The following is a 16801-nucleotide window of genomic DNA, read 5'->3' as shown; positions in this document are numbered from 1 at the left end:
CTGGTTCGGAAATTGCTACTTTCAATGGGTCTTACGCTTTCCAGTAACAATAATTCTGCGCCACAAGCGCTCATATTGGTTCTTAGGGATTGAATAATGAAAAAAGCATTGCTGACCCTTTCTGCACTGGCATTGTGCATGGCTGCTGGCTCCGCCATGGCAAAGGAATACAAAGAACTGCGTTTTGGCGTTGACCCTTCCTATGCTCCGTTCGAATCGAAAGCGGCCGACGGCAGCCTGGTGGGCTTTGACATCGATCTGGGGAACGCGATCTGCGCCGAGCTGAAGGTCAAGTGCAAATGGGTCGAAAGCGATTTCGACGGCATGATTCCGGGCCTCAAGGCCAATAAATTCGACGGTGTGATCTCTTCGATGACCGTCACCCCGGCCCGCGAAAAAGTCATCGACTTCTCCAACGAACTCTTCTCCGGCCCAACCGCCTATGTATTCAAGAAGGGTTCCGGCCTGAGCGAAGACGTCGCTTCTCTGAAAGGCAAGACTGTCGGTTACGAGCAAGGCACCATCCAGGAAGCGTACGCCAAGGCCGTGCTGGACAAGGCCGGCGTGAAGACCCAGGCCTATCAGAACCAGGATCAGGTGTATTCCGACCTGATGTCGGGTCGTCTCGACGCTGCGATCCAGGACATGCTGCAAGCCGAACTGGGCTTCTTGAAGTCGCCAAAGGGCGAAGGCTACGAAGTCAGCAAGCCGGTTGACAGCGAATTGCTGCCGGCCAAAACAGCTATCGGTATCTCTAAAGGTAACAAAGACCTCAAAGAGCTTTTGAATAAAGGTATCAAAGCGTTACACGACGATGGCACCTACGCCACCATTCAGAAGAAACACTTTGGCGATCTGAATCTGTACAGCGGCAAATAATGCCCGGCGCCCATCTCGCGATGGGCGCTTTTTTCACCCGATCAGGTTGCTGATTTATGTTCGAAAACCTATTACAAAACCTGGGGCTCTCAGCCTTCAGCCTCAAGGGCTTCGGTCCGTTGCTGATGGAAGGCACCTGGATGACCATCAAATTATCGGCATTGTCGCTGCTGGTGGCCGTATTGCTCGGCCTGCTCGGCGCCACCGCCAAACTGTCAAAAGTCAAACTGGTGCGGGTTCCAGCCCAGATCTACACCACGCTGATTCGCGGCGTGCCGGACCTGGTGCTGATGCTGCTGATTTTCTACAGCCTGCAAACCTGGCTGACGTCGTTTACCGATTTCATGGAATGGGAATACATCGAGATCAACCCGTTCAGCGCCGGGGTCATCACCCTGGGCTTCATCTATGGCGCGTATTTCACCGAAACCTTCCGCGGGGCGATTCTCGCCGTGCCTCGGGGTCAGGTCGAAGCGGCTACCGCGTACGGCCTCAAACGTGGCCAGCGCTTTCGAATCGTGGTGTTCCCGCAGATGATGCGCTTTGCCCTGCCGGGTATCGGCAACAACTGGATGGTGATGCTCAAGGCCACCGCGCTGGTGTCGATCATCGGCCTCGCCGATTTGGTCAAAGCAGCGCAGGACGCCGGTAAGAGCACCTATCAACTGTTTTACTTCCTGGTGCTTGCCGCGCTGATTTACCTGCTCATCACAAGCGCTTCCAACTTCGTCCTGCGCTGGCTCGAACGCCGCTACGCCGCCGGTTCCCGGGAGGCCGTACGATGATCGAACTCTTGCAGGAATACTGGAAACCCTTCCTTTATACCGACGGCTACAACATCACGGGCCTGGCCATGACCCTGTGGCTGCTGACCGCCTCGATCGTCATCGGTTTCCTGGTGTCGATCCCGCTGTCCATCGCCCGGGTCTCGCCGCACTTCTACATTCGCTGGCCGGTGCAGTTCTACACCTACCTGTTCCGCGGCACGCCGCTGTATATCCAGTTGCTGATTTGCTACACCGGCATCTACAGCCTGGCCGCCGTGCGCGCCCAACCGGTACTGGATGCGTTCTTTCGCGATGCGATGAACTGCACGATCCTGGCGTTCGCCCTGAACACCTGCGCCTACACCACGGAGATTTTCGCCGGGGCGATCCGCAGCATGGCCCACGGTGAAGTCGAAGCGGCCAAGGCCTACGGCCTGACAGGCTGGAAGCTGTATGCCTACGTGATCATGCCGTCGGCCCTGCGTCGCTCGTTGCCTTATTACAGCAACGAAGTGATTCTGATGCTGCACTCGACCACCGTGGCGTTCACCGCGACCATCCCGGACATCCTGAAAGTCGCGCGGGACGCCAACTCGGCGACCTTCCTCACCTTCCAGTCGTTCGGCATCGCTGCGCTGATCTACCTGACCGTTACCTTCGCGCTGGTCGGCCTGTTCCGCCTCGCCGAACGCCGATGGCTGGCGTTCCTCGGGCCGACCCACTAGGACCCGCTTTCAGGAATAAAGAGACAAACATGCGCCACCAGATACATGACTTGCTGGCCCCGCTGCCGGGGACCGCTCGACAGATTCACAGTTTCCACTTCGGCCCAACGTCGGCCAAAGGCAAGATCTACATCCAGTCGTCCCTGCATGCCGATGAAATGCCCGGCATGCTGGTGGCCTGGCACCTCAAGCAGCGCCTGGCGGAACTTGAAGCCGCCGGCCGCCTGCGCAGCGAAATCGTGCTGGTGCCGGTGGCGAACCCGGTCGGCCTGGAACAGGTGCTGATGGATGTGCCGCTGGGCCGCTACGAGCTGGAAAGCGGGCAGAACTTCAATCGCTGGTTCGTCGACTTGAGCGAAGCGGTGGCCAACGAAATCGAAGGCCAGCTTGGCGATGAGCCGCAGCGCAACCTCGAGTTGATTCGCGAAAGCCTGCGCAACGCCCTCGCTCGGCAAATCGCCAGTACTCAGCTGCAATCCCAACGCCTGACCCTGCAACGGCTGGCCTGCGATGCGGACATGGTGCTGGACCTGCATTGCGATTTCGAAGCAGTCGCCCACCTTTACACCACACCCGAAGCCTGGCCGCAGGTCGAGCCGCTGGCCCGTTACATCGGCGCCGAAGCGAGCCTGCTGGCCACCGATTCCGGCGGTCAGTCGTTCGATGAATGGTTCACCCTGCTCTGGTGGCAGTTGAAAGAACGCTTCGGCGAACAGTTCAACATCCCGCTGGGGAGTTTCTCGGTCACCGTCGAGTTGCGCGGCCAGGGCGACGTCAATCATCCTCTGGCCAGTCTCGACTGCCAGGCGCTGATCGACTACCTGATTCACTTCGGCGCCATTGCCGGCGAAGCGGCGCCATTGCCCGAGCTGCCTTACCCCGCCACCCCGTTGGCCGGCGTCGAGCCGGTGTCGACACCGGTGGGCGGTCTGCTGGTGTTCACCGCACTGCCGGGGGAATACCTCGAAGCCGGGCAACTGATCGCCGAAATCATCGACCCGATCAACGATCGCGTCACACCCGTTCATTGCACCGCCGCCGGACTGATGTACGCCCGCTCGCTGCGGCGCATGGCCACTGCCGGCATGGTGATCGCGCACGTCGCGGGCACCGAGGCCTATCGCAGCGGCTACCTACTTTCGCCTTGAGGATGCATGCCCCATGTACAAACTGACCATCGAAGGCCTGCATAAAAGCTATGGCGATCATCATGTGCTCAAAGGCGTTTCACTCAAGGCCAACACCGGCGACGTCATCAGCCTGATCGGAGCCAGCGGCTCGGGCAAAAGCACCTTTCTGCGCTGCATCAACTTTCTCGAACAGCCCAATGACGGCGCCATGACCCTGGACGGCCAGAACATCCGCATGATCAAGGACCGCCACGGCATGCACGTGGCTGACCCCGATGAACTGCAAAAAATCCGCACCCGCCTGGCCATGGTGTTCCAGCACTTCAACTTGTGGAGCCACATGACGGTGCTGGAAAACATCACCATGGCCCCGCGCCGGGTGCTGGGTTGCAGCAAGGAGGAAGCCGAAGACCGCGCGCGGCGTTACCTCGACAAGGTCGGGCTGGCGGCGCGCGTGGCGGATCAATACCCGGCGTTTCTTTCCGGTGGCCAGCAGCAACGCGTGGCGATTGCGCGGGCATTGGCCATGGAACCGGAAGTCATGCTGTTCGACGAACCGACCTCGGCACTCGACCCGGAACTGGTGGGTGAGGTGCTGCGAGTGATTCAAGGCCTGGCCGAAGAAGGCCGGACCATGATCATGGTGACTCACGAAATGAGCTTCGCCCGCAAGGTGTCGAGCCAGGTGCTGTTTCTGCATCAAGGCCTGGTCGAGGAAGAAGGCGCGCCGGAAGACGTGCTGGGCAACCCGAAGAGCGAGCGGTTGCAGCAGTTCCTGAGCGGCAACCTCAAGTAACACTGCAAAGCCTGTAGGAGCGAAGCTGGCTCGCGAAGGCGGAGTATCAGCCGACATCATCGTTGCCTGACACTCCGCCTTCGCGAGCCAGCTTCGCTCCTACTGGGTTCAGATTCCGATCAGCAGTACTGCGATTAAACTTGTTCACCCACGCCGCGGTCACTGAAAGAAGACTTTCAGAGCGCACACCGCCGGCATGGGATCGTCCACCGACTACGCATCACAATGGTTCAGCGCCCGCGACTGGAAGCCATTCGCCTTTCAGAAGCAAGTGTGGACGGCCGTCAAGCGCGGTGAGTCCGGATTACTGCATGCCAGCACGGGTGCCGGTAAAACCTATGCAGTCTGGTTTGCCGCGCTCAATCGCTACGCCAAGTCCATTGCCCCTGTTGAAAAACCTCGCAAACGAAAACCGCTGGCCGAACCGCTGACGGTGCTGTGGATAACCCCCATGCGCGCCTTGGCCGCCGACACCGCTCGCGCCCTTGAAGCACCGCTGCACGACCTGCAGATCCCCTGGAGCGTCGGCCTGCGCACCGGCGACACGAGCAGCAGCGAACGTGCGCGTCAGAGCCGACGCCTGCCCACCACGCTGATCACCACCCCTGAAAGCCTGACGCTGATGCTCGCCCGTGCCGATTCGCAAGCAGCGCTATCGACCTTGCGCATGGTGGTGGTCGACGAATGGCACGAACTGCTCGGCAACAAGCGCGGCGTGCAGCTGCAACTGGCCCTCGCCCGTTTGCGCCGGTGGAATATGGACCTGATTGTGTGGGGCGTTTCCGCGACGCTGGGTAATCAGGCCCACGCCGAACAGGTGTTGATCCCACAAGGTGGCGGCATCAGTGTTCAAGGCCAGACGTCCAAGGAACTGCGGGTCGACACGTTGCTACCGCCGGCCATCGAGCGATTTCCCTGGGCCGGCCACATTGGCTTGAAGATGTTGCCGCAAGTCGTCGCCGAAATAGACTCCAGCCCCAGCAGCCTGGTGTTCACCAACACTCGCGCGCAATCCGAGATCTGGTATCAGGCGTTGCTGGAGGCGCGCCCCGATTGGGCCGGGCTGATCGCCTTGCACCACAGCTCACTGTCGCGAGACACCCGCGACTGGGTCGAGCGAGCGCTGAAGGAAGGCCAGCTCAAAGCAGTGGTCTGTACTTCAAGCCTGGACCTGGGGGTGGATTTCCTGCCGGTGGAACGGGTGCTGCAAATCGGCTCGGCCAAAGGTGTGGCGCGCCTGATGCAGCGGGCCGGGCGTTCCGGTCATGCGCCGGGGCGTGTGTCACGGGTGACGTTGGTGCCGACCCACAGCCTGGAACTGATCGAAGCGGCGGCGGCTCAAGATGCCGTCGCGCAACGCAGCATCGAGCCCCGAGAGTCGCCGCACAAACCGCTGGATGTGCTGGTTCAACACCTGGTCAGCATGGCGCTGGGCGGTGGGTTTGTTCCCGACGAATTGTATGAAGAAGTCCGTAGAACCTGGGCTTATCAAGACCTGACGGCGGCGGATTGGACTTGGGCGCTGGCGTTTGTACGCCATGGCGGGCTTTCCCTGACAGCCTATCCGGATTATCGCCGGGTCGAGCCTGACGAGTTTGGCGTCTGGCGTGTACCGGATGCGCGGCTGGCGCGGCGACATCGCATGAGCATCGGCACCATCGTCAGCGATGCGAGCATTCAGCTGAAGTTCTGGAGCAAGGGCGGCGGCGGCAAGCAGTTGGGCAGTGTCGAGGAAGGTTTTATTGCGCGACTGAAGCCGGGGGACGGTTTCCTGTTCGCGGGGCGCTTGCTGGAGTTGGTGCGGGTGGAAAACATGACCGCTTATGTCAAACGCAGCACCGCGAAAAAAGCCGCGGTGCCGCGCTGGAATGGCGGGCGGATGCCCCTTTCCAGCGAACTGGCGCAGGCGGTGGTCGCGCGTTTCAGTGCAGCGGAGCAAGGCGAGTTCATCGGCCCGGAGATGCGGGCTCTGCGGCCGCTGCTGGAGGTGCAGCGACGCTGGTCCGGGTTGCCGACCTCGAACTCGTTGCTGGCCGAAGCACTGAAATCCCGCGAAGGCCGGCACCTGTTCCTGTACCCCTTTGCCGGGCGTCAGGTGCATCTGGGCCTGGCGAGTTTGCTGGCGTGGCGGGTCAGCCAGCAGCAGGCGGTGACGTTTTCCATCGCGGTCAATGATTACGGGCTGGAGTTGCTCAGCGCCACCTCTGTGGATTGGTCGCAGGTGTTGAACCCAGGCCTGTTGAGCGCCGAGCACTTGTTGAACGATGTCCTCGCGAGCTTGAATGCCGGCGAACTCGCGCTTCGCCGCTTTCGGGAAATCGCCCGAATTGCCGGACTGGTGTTTGCCGGCTACCCCGGCGCACCGAAAAGCACACGGCAGGTTCAAGCCTCCAGCGGACTGTTCTTCGAGGTGTTCAAGCAGTACGACGCGGGGAATCTATTGCTGGCGCAGGCCGGGGAAGAAGTCCTACGGGAAGAACTGGATATTCATCGTCTGGAACAGACGTTGGCGCGTATCAATCGCCTGAAACTGGACCTGCATCAGATCAAACGTCCTACGCCGCTGGGGTTTCCCCTGTTGGTTGAACGTATGCGGGAAAGCATGAGCTCGGAAAAACTCGCGGACCGTATCCGACGCATGGTCACCGACCTTGAGAAAACCGCCGAAACCGGGAAAACCTGATGAGTACGCCCTATCCCGTGCGTCTGGCCGGTGAAGAACTGTGGCTGCTGCCGGAAAAAGCCATTTACTGGCCGGCGCAACAAGCCCTGCTGATCGCTGATGTGCATTTTGGCAAAGCGGCGGCGTATCGCAGCCTTGGCCAGCCGGTGCCCCATGGCACCACCGCCAGCAATGTCGCGCTGCTGGACGGGATGTTGGCCGCCCTACCCTGCCGTCAGCTGATTTTCCTTGGGGATTTTCTGCACGGGCCCGGCTCCCATGCTTGCGGCACGTTAAGCGCACTGACTGAGTGGCGAGCGCGGCACCCGGATCTGCCAATGACGCTGATCCGCGGCAACCACGACAAACGCGCCGGGGACCCGCCGGCTTCGTTAAACATACGCGTAGTGCCCGAACCGTTGTTGCTCGGACCGTTCGCCTTGCAGCATGAGCCCGATCCGCATCCGCACCGGCATGTACTCGCCGGGCATGTGCATCCGGTTTATCGGCTGAACGGCAAAGGTCGGCAACGTTTGCGCCTGGCGTGTTTCAGATTGGGCGAGGACATCAGCCTGCTCCCGGCCTTCGGCGCGTTTACCGGCGGCTATCAGATCGAACGGGACGACAGCTGCAGGATCTTTGTCATCGGCGACAACGAAATATGGCCAGTCAGCGCGTAGGAGCGAAGCTTGCTCGCGAAGGCGGTGTGTCAGGTAAGGATGATGTTGTCTGACACACCGCCTTCGTCGGAACTCCGTCCAAAGCAAGCTTCGCCCCTGCAGGTAATAGCAATCAGGCTACGGGCGCGGGAGGTGGCTCATCCGGCAGGGTAGGCTCACCGGGCTCGGTAGGCTGTTCGTTCGGGGTATCAGGATCAGGCTGGCCGGGGATGCCCCCTGCCATGCTGATGGCTGGATGTGCCAACAAGGACCAGGCCAGGACGCCAATCTGATTGGGCTCAAGCCTTGCCAGTTCGGCACTTATTCGCGGATCGATCTTCATAAAGCACTCCTGAGCGATGGCCCCGTCCGCTGTACGCGAACCGGGCAGTACACCCAATAGAGTGTCTACCCGCTCAAGAATTCCCGCGACCTGCCAGATGAATGGATCAGGTGCGTGGCAAGGTGACGCCGCGTTGGCCCTGATACTTGCCGCCACGGTCCTTATAGGACACTTCGCACTCTTCGTCGGATTCAAGGAACAGCATCTGCGCCACGCCTTCGTTGGCATAGATTTTCGCAGGCAGGTTGGTTGTGTTCGAGAATTCCAGGGTCACGTGCCCTTCCCACTCTGGCTCAAGCGGGGTGACGTTGACGATGATGCCGCAGCGGGCGTAGGTGCTTTTGCCCAGGCAGATGGTCAATACGTTGCGCGGAATACGGAAGTATTCGACGGTGCTGGCCAAGGCGAAAGAGTTCGGCGGGATGATGCAGACGTCGCTATGGATGTCGACGAAGCTGCCGGCATCGAAATTTTTCGGGTCGACAATGGCCGAATTAATGTTGGTGAACACCTTGAAATGACTAGTGCAACGAACGTCGTAACCGTAACTCGACACGCCGTAGGAGATCACACGGTTATCGTCGCTGCCGCGCACCTGGCGCTCGACGAACGGCTCGATCATGCCGTGTTCCTGCGCCATGCGGCGAATCCACTTGTCCGATTTGATGCTCATGGCGGGTGTCCTGAATAGCGAGGTGGAAAAATTCTGTCCGGCATCTTACCGGGCGCGCGCTCCGGGTTCAAAGTCCGGGGCATAATTCTCGCCGATCCCCTGTGATATCTGGGCCTTCGCCGTAAATTGGCGGACCGTCAGTCATGAAATCAGAGAAACCTTCACCGGAAGCATTGGCACGTTCCGGAAAAAGGGTTAAGGTGGCGCCACTGTGCTGCTTGTGTCACTGAGAATCTCTACACGATATGTTGAATTTCGATCCAACCATCTACAAGAATTTTTCCTGCTCTTTGCACTCAGTCTCGGCCAGGGTTCTTCCTGCGTCGCAGTTATCTTTGTTCAAGGAGTTACACCATGTCTAATCGCCAAACTGGTACCGTTAAGTGGTTCAACGATGAAAAAGGCTTCGGCTTCATCACTCCACAATCCGGTGACGACCTGTTCGTTCACTTCAAAGCTATCCAATCCGACGGCTTCAAAAGCCTGAAAGAAGGCCAACAGGTTTCTTTCATCGCTACCCGCGGTCAGAAAGGCATGCAAGCTGAAGAAGTTCAAGTTATCTAACTTGTACTTGCTTTAGTAAAAGGCCCCGCCCTCAAAAGCGGGGCTTTTTTGTGCCTGTGTGTTTTGCAGGCAAAAAAAATCGCAGCCCACGGCTGCGATTTTTTGCGTCTTACCAGGCCACACCAAACCCTGCGGTGTAACGCGTCTTGTCCAGATCAGCATCGTCGGTACCGCTGATGATGTCTCGCTCGGCCTTGAGGTTAAGCGAAGCCCACTCGGTGACCTTGTAGCGCAAGCCCATTTCGGCATCGAGCGCGTAATCCGCTACCCCCGACAACGGCTTGCCCACTTCGCCATTGGTGAAGAACTCCACCTTCTTGCCGATCAGGTAACGGTTGTAGTCCCACTTCATCGCCAGGGAATAGAAGTTTTCCTTGCTGCCGTCGGAGAACTCATAGTCCGTGCGGTTGACCAGCGAGCCCAGGGAGAATGCGCCGAGTTCGTTATCCCAGAACTGGTAACCCGGACCGGTACCGACAGTGCGCTGACGGGAGAGGTCTTCTACCTTGTCGCGCTTATAGACCGCGCGGCCTTGCCAGAACCACTTCTCGGTCAGGAAACGGTCGAGCGAGTATTCGCCCCGCCAGTTGTCGGTAGTGACCACGTCATCCTGGAACTCGCGGTTGTACTCGCCTTCCGCCGTGTGCCGCCATTTGCCATGGCGCGCCGTGGTCTTGAAGTCGATGTCGTAGTCATCGGTGTCTTTTTCCGCCCGCTGGTAATCCAGCGCCGCGTCGACATTGCCTTTCCACACCAGATCTTCAACTACTGGCTTGGGCTTGAGAATCTGCTGGATACTCGCCAGCTCGACCGTCTTCGGCGCTTCGCCGTTTTCCAGCGTCACCTTGCCGTCGTCCGCTGCATGCAGCGACTTGGCCTTCTCGCCGGTGTAGGCATCTTGCTTGACCAGCAACTCCTGATCACTTTCCAGGGTCTTGACCTGCTTCCAGTCGATCGGAACCGCACCGGCATATTCGGTCTGTATCAGCAATTTACCGCCATCGAACAGCGTGATCTTGCCGCTCAGTTTGTCACCGTTCTTCAACCAGACGGTATCAGCGAGCAACGGCGTGGAGGCACTCATGACAGCAAGGCACAGCAGGGTTCTGGATACCATAAGCAAATACAGGCTCAAGTTTGCGAAAAAAAGTCGGCATTATCCCTGGGAATAAGACCCTAGCAAGGACTGACCCGACTATTTCTATTGAGTTCATTTCTCAATTGCGCATCCAGGACTTACTCTACGGACGGTAAGGCGAATTTTTTCAGGAACCACGGACGTGACCGACCCAACCACTGAAACCGAAAGTGCAGCGCAAATCCGACGCACGGCGCTCTACTTGACCCTCGCGCAGGTGCCCGAAGGCAAAGTGGTCAGCTATGGTCAACTCGCCGAACTGGCCGGACTGGGCCGAGCCGCGCGCTGGGTGGGACGCACATTGAGTCAGCTGCCCGGCGACACCAAGCTGCCATGGCACCGCGTGCTGGGTGCCGGCGGTCGGATCAGCCTGCCCGTGGGCAGCCCTTCAGGGGATGAGCAGCGCGCGCGATTGCGCTCCGAAGGCGTCAGTATCCTGAACAATCGTGTTGATATTCAGCGCCATGGCTGGCGCCCGGTAGAGCACAGCGGTTAGAGTGCGCGCTTTGTTTCCGTAATTCTTGAGGCAGACTCCAGCCCATGCCCCGTAAAACCTGGCGCGCCGCGCTCGCCGCCTATGCCAGCCCCTCGACGCTTGTGTTGTTGTTGCTTGGTTTCGCCGCCGGCCTGCCCTACATGCTGGTGTTTTCGACGCTCTCCGTTTGGCTGCGTGAGGCCGGTGTGGCCCGCGAAACCATCGGTTATGCAAGTCTGATCGGCTTGGCCTATGCCTTTAAATGGGTCTGGTCCCCGCTGCTCGACCAATGGCGCCTGCCCTTTCTCGGCAAACTCGGTCGACGACGTTCCTGGCTGGTGCTCTCCCAGGCACTGGTGATCCTCGGTCTGATCGGGATGGGTTTCTGCGACCCGCAAAAGCACTTGTCCTGGCTGATCGCCATCGCCGTGGTCGTCGCCTTCGCGTCGGCGACGCAAGACATTGCGGTTGACGCCTATCGCCTGGAAATCGCCGACGACACTCGCCAGGCAGCGCTCGCTGCCAGCTACATGTCCGGCTATCGGATCGCCGCGCTGCTGGCGACGGCCGGCGCGCTGTTTTTCGCTGAAGGCTTTGGCTCCACGGGTTTCAATTACCAGCATTCGGCCTGGGCCGGCACCTACGTGTTGTTTGGCGCCCTGATGGTCCCGGCGCTGCTGACGACGCTGTTCATGCGCGAACCGCCTGTGCCCCTGCGTACCCAACTTCAAGCCGGCCGCTACAGCTTTATGCACCAACTGATGTCGGTGTTCGTGCTGATCGTGCTGCTGGTGTCCGTGCCGGCCATGTTTACCCAGCTCTACAACACCGACTTCGCCAGCGTGCTGTTCGAAGGCGCGAGCCCGCTCGACCTGCTGCTCGAAGACCGCGCCTTCCTGCGGGCCATCCTCTACACCACGCTCACGTTTATGTGCCTGTCGGCCATGGGCCGTCGCGGCCTGGCACCGGTGCTGACGCCGATCAACGACTTCATTCTGCGTTACCGCTGGCAAGCGTTCCTGCTGCTCGGGCTGATCGCCACCTACCGCATGTCCGATACGGTCATGGGCGTGATGGCCAACGTGTTCTACATCGACCAGGGCTTCACCAAGGACCAGATCGCCAGTGTCAGCAAAATCTTCGGCCTGATCATGACCCTGGTCGGCGCCGGCATGGGCGGCCTGCTGATCGTGCGTTTCGGCATCCTGCCGATCCTGCTCATCGGCGGCATTACATCGGCCGGCACCAACCTGCTGTTCCTGATGCTCGCCGACATGGGCGCCAACCTGAACATGCTGATCCTGACCATTTCCCTGGACAACTTCAGCTCGGGCCTGGCGACGTCAGCGTTCGTCGCGTACCTGTCGAGCCTGACAAACCTGAAATTCTCGGCCACCCAGTACGCCCTGCTCAGCTCGATCATGCTCCTGCTGCCACGCTTGATCGGCGGTTATTCAGGGGTCATGGTAGAGAAATTCGGTTACCACAACTTCTTCCTGATCACGGCGCTGTTGGGTGTTCCGACCCTGCTGTTGATCGCCCTGCACTGGTACCAGGAGAGCCGTCGCGCAGGTCCGACGCCGACACCCGAACCGGTGCCGACCCAGGTCGCGGAAGAATCGTAGGACATTTCGCAGAGGGCGCGACGATTCCCGCCCTCGTGCCACACCGCCGACCGCACGCCTGTACGCCAGCGGATCTCGCCCGTACAATGCTCCGTCATTTCTCGTCATCAGCAACCGACAACGGCCAACCATGCGCACCAGTCAATTTTTGCTCGCCACACAGAAAGAAACGCCTTCCGACGCGGTCGTCATCAGCCATCAGCTGATGCTGCGCGCCGGCATGATCCGCAAACTCGCCTCGGGCCTCTACACCTGGCTGCCGATGGGCTTGCGAGTGATGCGCAAGGTCGAAGCCATCGTTCGTGAAGAAATGAACGCCGCAGGCTCTCTCGAAGTGTTGATGCCGAGCACCCAACCGGCTGAACTGTGGCAGGAATCCGGTCGCTGGGAAGAATACGGCCCTGAATTGCTGCGCTTCAAGGATCGCCACGGTCGCGACTTCTGCGCCGGCCCGACCCACGAAGAAGTGATCACCGACCTGATGCGCAACGAATTGAGCAGCTACAAGCAGCTGCCGATCAACCTGTATCAGATCCAGACCAAATTCCGTGACGAAATCCGCCCACGCTTCGGTTTGATGCGCGGCCGCGAGTTCATCATGAAGGACGCCTATTCGTTCCACGCTGATCAGCCTTCGCTGCAGATCACCTACGACCGCATGCACCAGGCGTACTGCAACGTGTTTACCCGTCTGGGCCTGAAGTTCCGCCCTGTAGAAGCCGACAACGGCTCCATCGGCGGTGCCGGCTCCCACGAGTTCCATGTACTGGCCGAGTCCGGCGAAGACGATATCGTCTTCAGCAACGGTTCCGACTACGCCGCGAACATCGAGAAAGCCGAAGCCGTGCCGCGTGAAACCTCCCGCGCCGCACCGACTGAAGAACTGCGCCTGGTCGACACGCCGAACGCCAAGACCATTGCGCAACTGGTCGAAGGCTTCAACCTGCCGATCGAAAAGACCATCAAGACCCTCGTGGTTCACGCTGAAGAGCAAGGCAAGCTGATTGCCCTGATCATCCGTGGCGACCACGAGCTGAACGAAATCAAGGCCGGCAACCAGCCAGGCGTTGCCAGCCCGCTGGTCATGGCTTCCGAAAGCGAATTGCGCGACGCCATTGGCGCCGGCGCCGGTTCCCTCGGCCCATTGAACCTGCCACTGCCGATCATCATCGACCGTTCCGTAGAGCTGATGAGCGACTTCGGCATCGGTGCCAACATCGACGACAAGCACTACTTCGGCGTGAACTGGGAGCGTGATCTGCCGGTTCCGACCGTTGCCGACCTGCGTAACGTTGTCGCCGGCGACCCAAGCCCGGATGGCAAGGGCACCCTGGAAATCAAGCGCGGCATCGAAGTCGGGCACATCTTCCAGCTGGGCAACAAGTACAGCAAGGCGATGAAGTGCGAAGTGCTGGGCGAGAACGGCAAGCCGGTTACCCTGGAAATGGGTTGCTACGGCATCGGCGTTTCCCGCGTGGTGGCTGCGGCCATCGAGCAGAACAACGACGCCAACGGGATCATCTGGAGCGACACACTGGCTCCATTCCAGGTCGCTTTGGTGCCATTGCGCTACGAAACCGAACAGGTTCGTGAAGCCACCGACAAGCTGTATGCAGAACTGACTGCAGCCGGCTTCGAAGTGCTGCTGGACGATCGCGACAAGAAAACCAGCCCGGGCATCAAGTTCGCGGACATGGAGCTGATCGGCATTCCTCACCGGATCGTGGTCAGTGACCGCGGCCTCGCCGAAGGCAATCTGGAATACAAGAGCCGTACCGAACCTGAAGCGCAAGCGCTGCCGGTTGCTGACGTGCTGTCTTTCCTCCAGGCCCGTATCCGCCGCTGACACCAGATAGAGAAGTCATGTTCAAGCGAAACACCTTAGGCCTCGGTGGTGGCGCCCTGTGCGTCACCCTGCTGGTCAGCGGCTGTGCCAATCACATGTCGCAACGCAGCGAGCACGAGGAGCGTGTCGAGCGCAAATTGCTCGATCACAGCCTGCAGATCGATGTCGGCGAGCCCAAGGTGCTTGAGTTGCCGCAACGTCGGGTGAAAATCCACGAGCAGAAAACGTTCGAAGTCACCGAATTCGAAGTCACGCGTCACTATGATCGCTACACGCCCTACCAACCCTGGCGGGAGGTCTACGAGATCCCGCTGGGCGCGGTCGCGGTGGTGGGCGGTGTCGGGGCGAATGTGGTCAACGTATTCACCCTCGGCAGTCTGCCGGACAGCGTGACCAAGGATTGGCTGAGCTACGGTTTTGCCGGGCTCAACCCGCTCATGAACGTGCAGTCCAACGGTCGGGCGCAACAAAACCTGGCCGGGATCGATGAGATCCAGCTCGACAAGCGCACCGAATACTCGAGCCTGCCCTGGAGCGAGCGCCCGGTGGTGGTGAAAGCCGGCAAGGAAACGTTTGATCTGAGCACCGACAAAAACGGTGTTCTGCGCCTGAACCTGCTGGACAGCCCATTCGCCGAACATGACATCAATCATCTGAGCCGACTGCTGATCAGCGTCGAAGACGGCCAGGACGATGTACACAGCGATTCGTCCCTGGCAGTCAGCAGTTCATTGCGCGGCAAACTGCTCGAAGCCCATGGCCTGATTTATGACGACCTCGAAGACGACGAAGTGAGCCAGTGGGTACACCGGGTCAAGCGCTTGTCGGAACTGGGTCTTGAAGAAGAAGCCAGCGAGCTGGAACAAAGCCTGATCGAACTGACCCGCAACGATCCAGAGTTGCAGACCGAATTCCTCAAGTCATTGACCAAGGATGCCGGGCGACTGGTGGCGGATCCTGGACCGAATTAAAAGCAAAAGCTTCGCGGGCAAGCCTCGCCCCTACAAGATGCGATACCTGTAGGAGCGAGGCTTGCCCGCGAAGAGGCCCTCACATTCACCGCAAAACTACCGCTCAAACAACTCCATCTGCTCAAACCCACCCCGCAAATCCTCCAGCCGCACGCCAATCCCCAACAACCGCACCGGTTTCCCGCCGCGATTGAACGCCTGGGTCAGCAACAACTGATAACTGCCCAAATCCCGCCCTGCCCCGGCTTGTTCCAGCGTCGTCTGGGTAAAGTCATGGAACTTCACTTTGACGAACGGCTTGCCCGGCCGATAGCTGCTGTCGATCCGCGCCATTCGGCCCGCCAGGGTTTCCAGCAGCTCGGGTAGTTTATCCAGGCAGCTGACCAGATCCGGCAGGTCCACGTCATAGGTGTTTTCAACACTGATCGATTGCCGGCGGCTGTCGTTGTGCACCTGACGGTCATCGATCCCCCGGGCCAGGCTCCAGAGTCGCTCGCCGAAGCTGCCAAATTCACGCACCAGCGCCAACTTGCCCCACTCGCGCAAATGCGAGCAATCGACAATGCCGAGCCTGCCCAGCTTGTCGGCGGTCACTTTGCCAACGCCATGCAGCTTGCTGACGGGCAAACCACTGACAAAGTCTTCAACCTGATCAGGCGTGATCACAAACAAACCGTTGGGCTTCTTCCAGTCACTGGCGATCTTGGCCAGAAACTTGTTCGGTGCCACGCCAGCCGAGACCGTGATGTGCAACTGATTAGAGACTCGGCGGCGAATGTCCTGGGCGATGCGCGTGGCGCTGCCACCGAAATGCGCACAGTCCGACACGTCGAGGTAAGCCTCGTCGAGGGAAAGCGGCTCGATCAGGTCGGTGTAATCGCGAAAGATCGTATGAATTTCCTTCGACGCTTCTCTATAGGCGTCCATGCGCGGCTTGACGATGGTCAGGTCCGGACACAGCTTCAGGGCTTGCCCGGAAGACATGGCCGAGCGCACGCCGTAGGCCCGCGCCTCATAGTTGCAAGTGGCGATCACCCCGCGCCGGTCCGCAGAACCACCCACCGCCAGCGGTTTACCCGCCAGGCGCGGGTCGTCACGCATCTCGATGGCAGCGTAGAAGCAGTCGCAATCGACGTGGATGATTTTTCGCTGGCTCATATAAAAGCGGTGTTCATGGTGAAGAAATGGGGTCATGGCGTGCCGGATCGGCAGTATCTCACTGACACCTGTATATAGCACCAGTAGTCTGAATCTTCTTCCCCACCGGTAGGAAAAGTAACCGATGAATTTATTTTCTCAATCGAAAAGCGTCACTCGATAGAGCTGCAAGCCTTGCCATGCCTGCCTCGCAGACGATCGCCCAGCCCTTCCTTGCCGCTAAGCGATTGAACCAGAACAGGTTTTATCTGGATTGAAGGTTGACAGCCCAGCGATCCTCTGTAGAATGCCGACACACAGACGCGGGATGGAGCAGTCTGGTAGCTCGTCGGGCTCATAACCCGAAGGTCGTCGGTTCAAATCCGGCTCCCGCAACCAAACATCAAAAAA

16 protein-coding genes and 1 tRNA gene are annotated in these 16801 nt (G+C 59.6%); 13 read left to right on the top strand and 4 right to left on the bottom strand.

Annotated elements, in window-relative coordinates; translation table 11 throughout:
- Positions 1-96: 96 nt before the first annotated feature.
- From FHL16_RS31230 to pdeM, 7 genes are all read left to right on the top strand, one after another.
- Complete coding sequence (locus FHL16_RS31230) at positions 97-879, top strand: transporter substrate-binding domain-containing protein (RefSeq protein WP_010462646.1); 783 nt, start codon at positions 97-99, stop codon at positions 877-879.
- Between the two features lie 56 nt (positions 880-935).
- Complete coding sequence (locus tag FHL16_RS31225; protein WP_077750284.1) at positions 936-1664, top strand: ABC transporter permease; 729 nt, start codon at positions 936-938, stop codon at positions 1662-1664.
- On the top strand, positions 1661-2371 hold the full coding sequence (locus FHL16_RS31220) for an ABC transporter permease (RefSeq protein WP_077750283.1): 711 nt from the start codon (positions 1661-1663) through the stop codon (positions 2369-2371). The genes FHL16_RS31225 and FHL16_RS31220 overlap by 4 nt, the downstream gene beginning before the upstream one ends.
- A gap of 29 nt (positions 2372-2400) precedes the next feature.
- Entirely contained in the window at positions 2401-3519 is a 1119-nt protein-coding gene (locus FHL16_RS31215) for a succinylglutamate desuccinylase/aspartoacylase family protein (protein ID WP_077750282.1), read from the top strand.
- Positions 3520-3532: 13 nt separating this feature from the next.
- Positions 3533-4297: an ABC transporter ATP-binding protein gene (locus tag FHL16_RS31210; RefSeq protein WP_010462652.1), complete on the top strand. Its 765-nt coding sequence runs from the start codon at positions 3533-3535 to the stop codon at positions 4295-4297.
- Positions 4298-4493: 196 nt separating this feature from the next.
- Positions 4494-6980, top strand: coding sequence for a ligase-associated DNA damage response DEXH box helicase (locus FHL16_RS31205; RefSeq protein ID WP_077750281.1), 2487 nt, complete (start codon positions 4494-4496; stop codon positions 6978-6980).
- Entirely contained in the window at positions 6980-7639 is a 660-nt protein-coding gene (gene pdeM, locus FHL16_RS31200; RefSeq protein ID WP_077750280.1) for a ligase-associated DNA damage response endonuclease PdeM, read from the top strand. Before FHL16_RS31205 ends, pdeM begins: the two co-directional genes overlap by 1 nt.
- A 112-nt stretch (positions 7640-7751) precedes the next feature.
- Here the strand turns inward: pdeM and FHL16_RS31195 are convergent, their stop codons facing one another.
- Positions 7752-7961 carry a hypothetical protein gene (locus tag FHL16_RS31195; protein ID WP_010462659.1) on the bottom strand — a complete coding sequence of 70 codons (210 nt, stop codon included), beginning with the start codon at positions 7959-7961 and terminating at the stop codon, positions 7752-7754.
- A 106-nt stretch (positions 7962-8067) separates the two neighbouring features.
- Entirely contained in the window at positions 8068-8634 is a 567-nt protein-coding gene (gene dcd / locus FHL16_RS31190) for a dCTP deaminase (protein ID WP_010462661.1), read from the bottom strand.
- Between the two features lie 354 nt (positions 8635-8988).
- Between dcd and FHL16_RS31185 the strand changes: the two genes are divergently transcribed.
- The gene (locus tag FHL16_RS31185; protein ID WP_002554837.1) at positions 8989-9198 is read left to right on the top strand and encodes a cold-shock protein; all 210 of its coding nucleotides are present in this window, start codon (positions 8989-8991) and stop codon (positions 9196-9198) included.
- A gap of 109 nt (positions 9199-9307) precedes the next feature.
- Here FHL16_RS31185 and FHL16_RS31180 read toward each other — a convergent pair whose 3' ends face one another.
- Positions 9308-10315 carry a DUF481 domain-containing protein gene (locus FHL16_RS31180; RefSeq protein ID WP_042932327.1) on the bottom strand — a complete coding sequence of 336 codons (1008 nt, stop codon included), beginning with the start codon at positions 10313-10315 and terminating at the stop codon, positions 9308-9310.
- Positions 10316-10478: 163 nt separating this feature from the next.
- On the opposite strand from FHL16_RS31180, the gene FHL16_RS31175 reads away from it, so the two are divergent.
- The 4 genes from FHL16_RS31175 (at position 10479) to FHL16_RS31160 (ending at position 15253) form a co-directional block, all read left to right on the top strand.
- The gene (locus tag FHL16_RS31175) at positions 10479-10832 is read left to right on the top strand and encodes an MGMT family protein (protein WP_077750279.1); all 354 of its coding nucleotides are present in this window, start codon (positions 10479-10481) and stop codon (positions 10830-10832) included.
- Positions 10833-10876: 44 nt separating this feature from the next.
- Entirely contained in the window at positions 10877-12436 is a 1560-nt protein-coding gene (locus tag FHL16_RS31170; RefSeq protein WP_010462667.1) for an AmpG family muropeptide MFS transporter, read from the top strand.
- 130 nt (positions 12437-12566) lie between these two features.
- Complete coding sequence (locus FHL16_RS31165) at positions 12567-14282, top strand: proline--tRNA ligase (RefSeq protein ID WP_010462669.1); 1716 nt, start codon at positions 12567-12569, stop codon at positions 14280-14282.
- A gap of 17 nt (positions 14283-14299) precedes the next feature.
- A complete protein-coding gene (locus FHL16_RS31160) occupies positions 14300-15253 on the top strand; it encodes a hypothetical protein (protein WP_077750278.1) in 954 nt (317 codons plus the stop codon).
- 96 nt (positions 15254-15349) lie between these two features.
- Here the strand turns inward: FHL16_RS31160 and dinB are convergent, their stop codons facing one another.
- The gene (gene dinB / locus FHL16_RS31155) at positions 15350-16411 is read right to left on the bottom strand and encodes a DNA polymerase IV (RefSeq protein WP_010462672.1); all 1062 of its coding nucleotides are present in this window, start codon (positions 16409-16411) and stop codon (positions 15350-15352) included.
- 301 nt (positions 16412-16712) lie between these two features.
- On the opposite strand from dinB, the gene FHL16_RS31150 reads away from it, so the two are divergent.
- A tRNA-Met gene (locus tag FHL16_RS31150) sits at positions 16713-16789 on the top strand.
- Positions 16790-16801 lie beyond the last annotated feature (12 nt).

It is taken from the genome of Pseudomonas sp. FSL W5-0299 (assembly GCF_005930655.1).
GTDB lineage: Bacteria > Pseudomonadota > Gammaproteobacteria > Pseudomonadales > Pseudomonadaceae > Aquipseudomonas > Aquipseudomonas mandelii.
This window is presented reverse-complemented; position numbering and strand designations above follow the sequence as displayed.

Bases quoted from the DNA above. Each gene is read 5' to 3' on its own strand.
- FHL16_RS31230 (WP_010462646.1), top strand. From the start codon at position 97: ATGAAAAAAGCATTGCTGACCCTTTCTGCACTGGCATTGTGCATGGCT.
- FHL16_RS31225 (WP_077750284.1), top strand. From the start codon at position 936: ATGTTCGAAAACCTATTACAAAACCTGGGGCTCTCAGCCTTCAGCCTC.
- FHL16_RS31220 (WP_077750283.1), top strand. From the start codon at position 1,661: ATGATCGAACTCTTGCAGGAATACTGGAAACCCTTCCTTTATACCGAC.
- FHL16_RS31215 (WP_077750282.1), top strand. From the start codon at position 2,401: ATGCGCCACCAGATACATGACTTGCTGGCCCCGCTGCCGGGGACCGCT.
- FHL16_RS31210 (WP_010462652.1), top strand. From the start codon at position 3,533: ATGTACAAACTGACCATCGAAGGCCTGCATAAAAGCTATGGCGATCAT.
- FHL16_RS31205 (WP_077750281.1), top strand. From the start codon at position 4,494: ATGGGATCGTCCACCGACTACGCATCACAATGGTTCAGCGCCCGCGAC.
- pdeM (WP_077750280.1), top strand. From the start codon at position 6,980: ATGAGTACGCCCTATCCCGTGCGTCTGGCCGGTGAAGAACTGTGGCTG.
- FHL16_RS31195 (WP_010462659.1), bottom strand. From the start codon at position 7,961: ATGAAGATCGATCCGCGAATAAGTGCCGAACTGGCAAGGCTTGAGCCC.
- dcd (WP_010462661.1), bottom strand. From the start codon at position 8,634: ATGAGCATCAAATCGGACAAGTGGATTCGCCGCATGGCGCAGGAACAC.
- FHL16_RS31185 (WP_002554837.1), top strand. From the start codon at position 8,989: ATGTCTAATCGCCAAACTGGTACCGTTAAGTGGTTCAACGATGAAAAA.
- FHL16_RS31180 (WP_042932327.1), bottom strand. From the start codon at position 10,315: ATGGTATCCAGAACCCTGCTGTGCCTTGCTGTCATGAGTGCCTCCACG.
- FHL16_RS31170 (WP_010462667.1), top strand. From the start codon at position 10,877: ATGCCCCGTAAAACCTGGCGCGCCGCGCTCGCCGCCTATGCCAGCCCC.
- FHL16_RS31165 (WP_010462669.1), top strand. From the start codon at position 12,567: ATGCGCACCAGTCAATTTTTGCTCGCCACACAGAAAGAAACGCCTTCC.
- FHL16_RS31160 (WP_077750278.1), top strand. From the start codon at position 14,300: ATGTTCAAGCGAAACACCTTAGGCCTCGGTGGTGGCGCCCTGTGCGTC.
- dinB (WP_010462672.1), bottom strand. From the start codon at position 16,411: ATGAGCCAGCGAAAAATCATCCACGTCGATTGCGACTGCTTCTACGCT.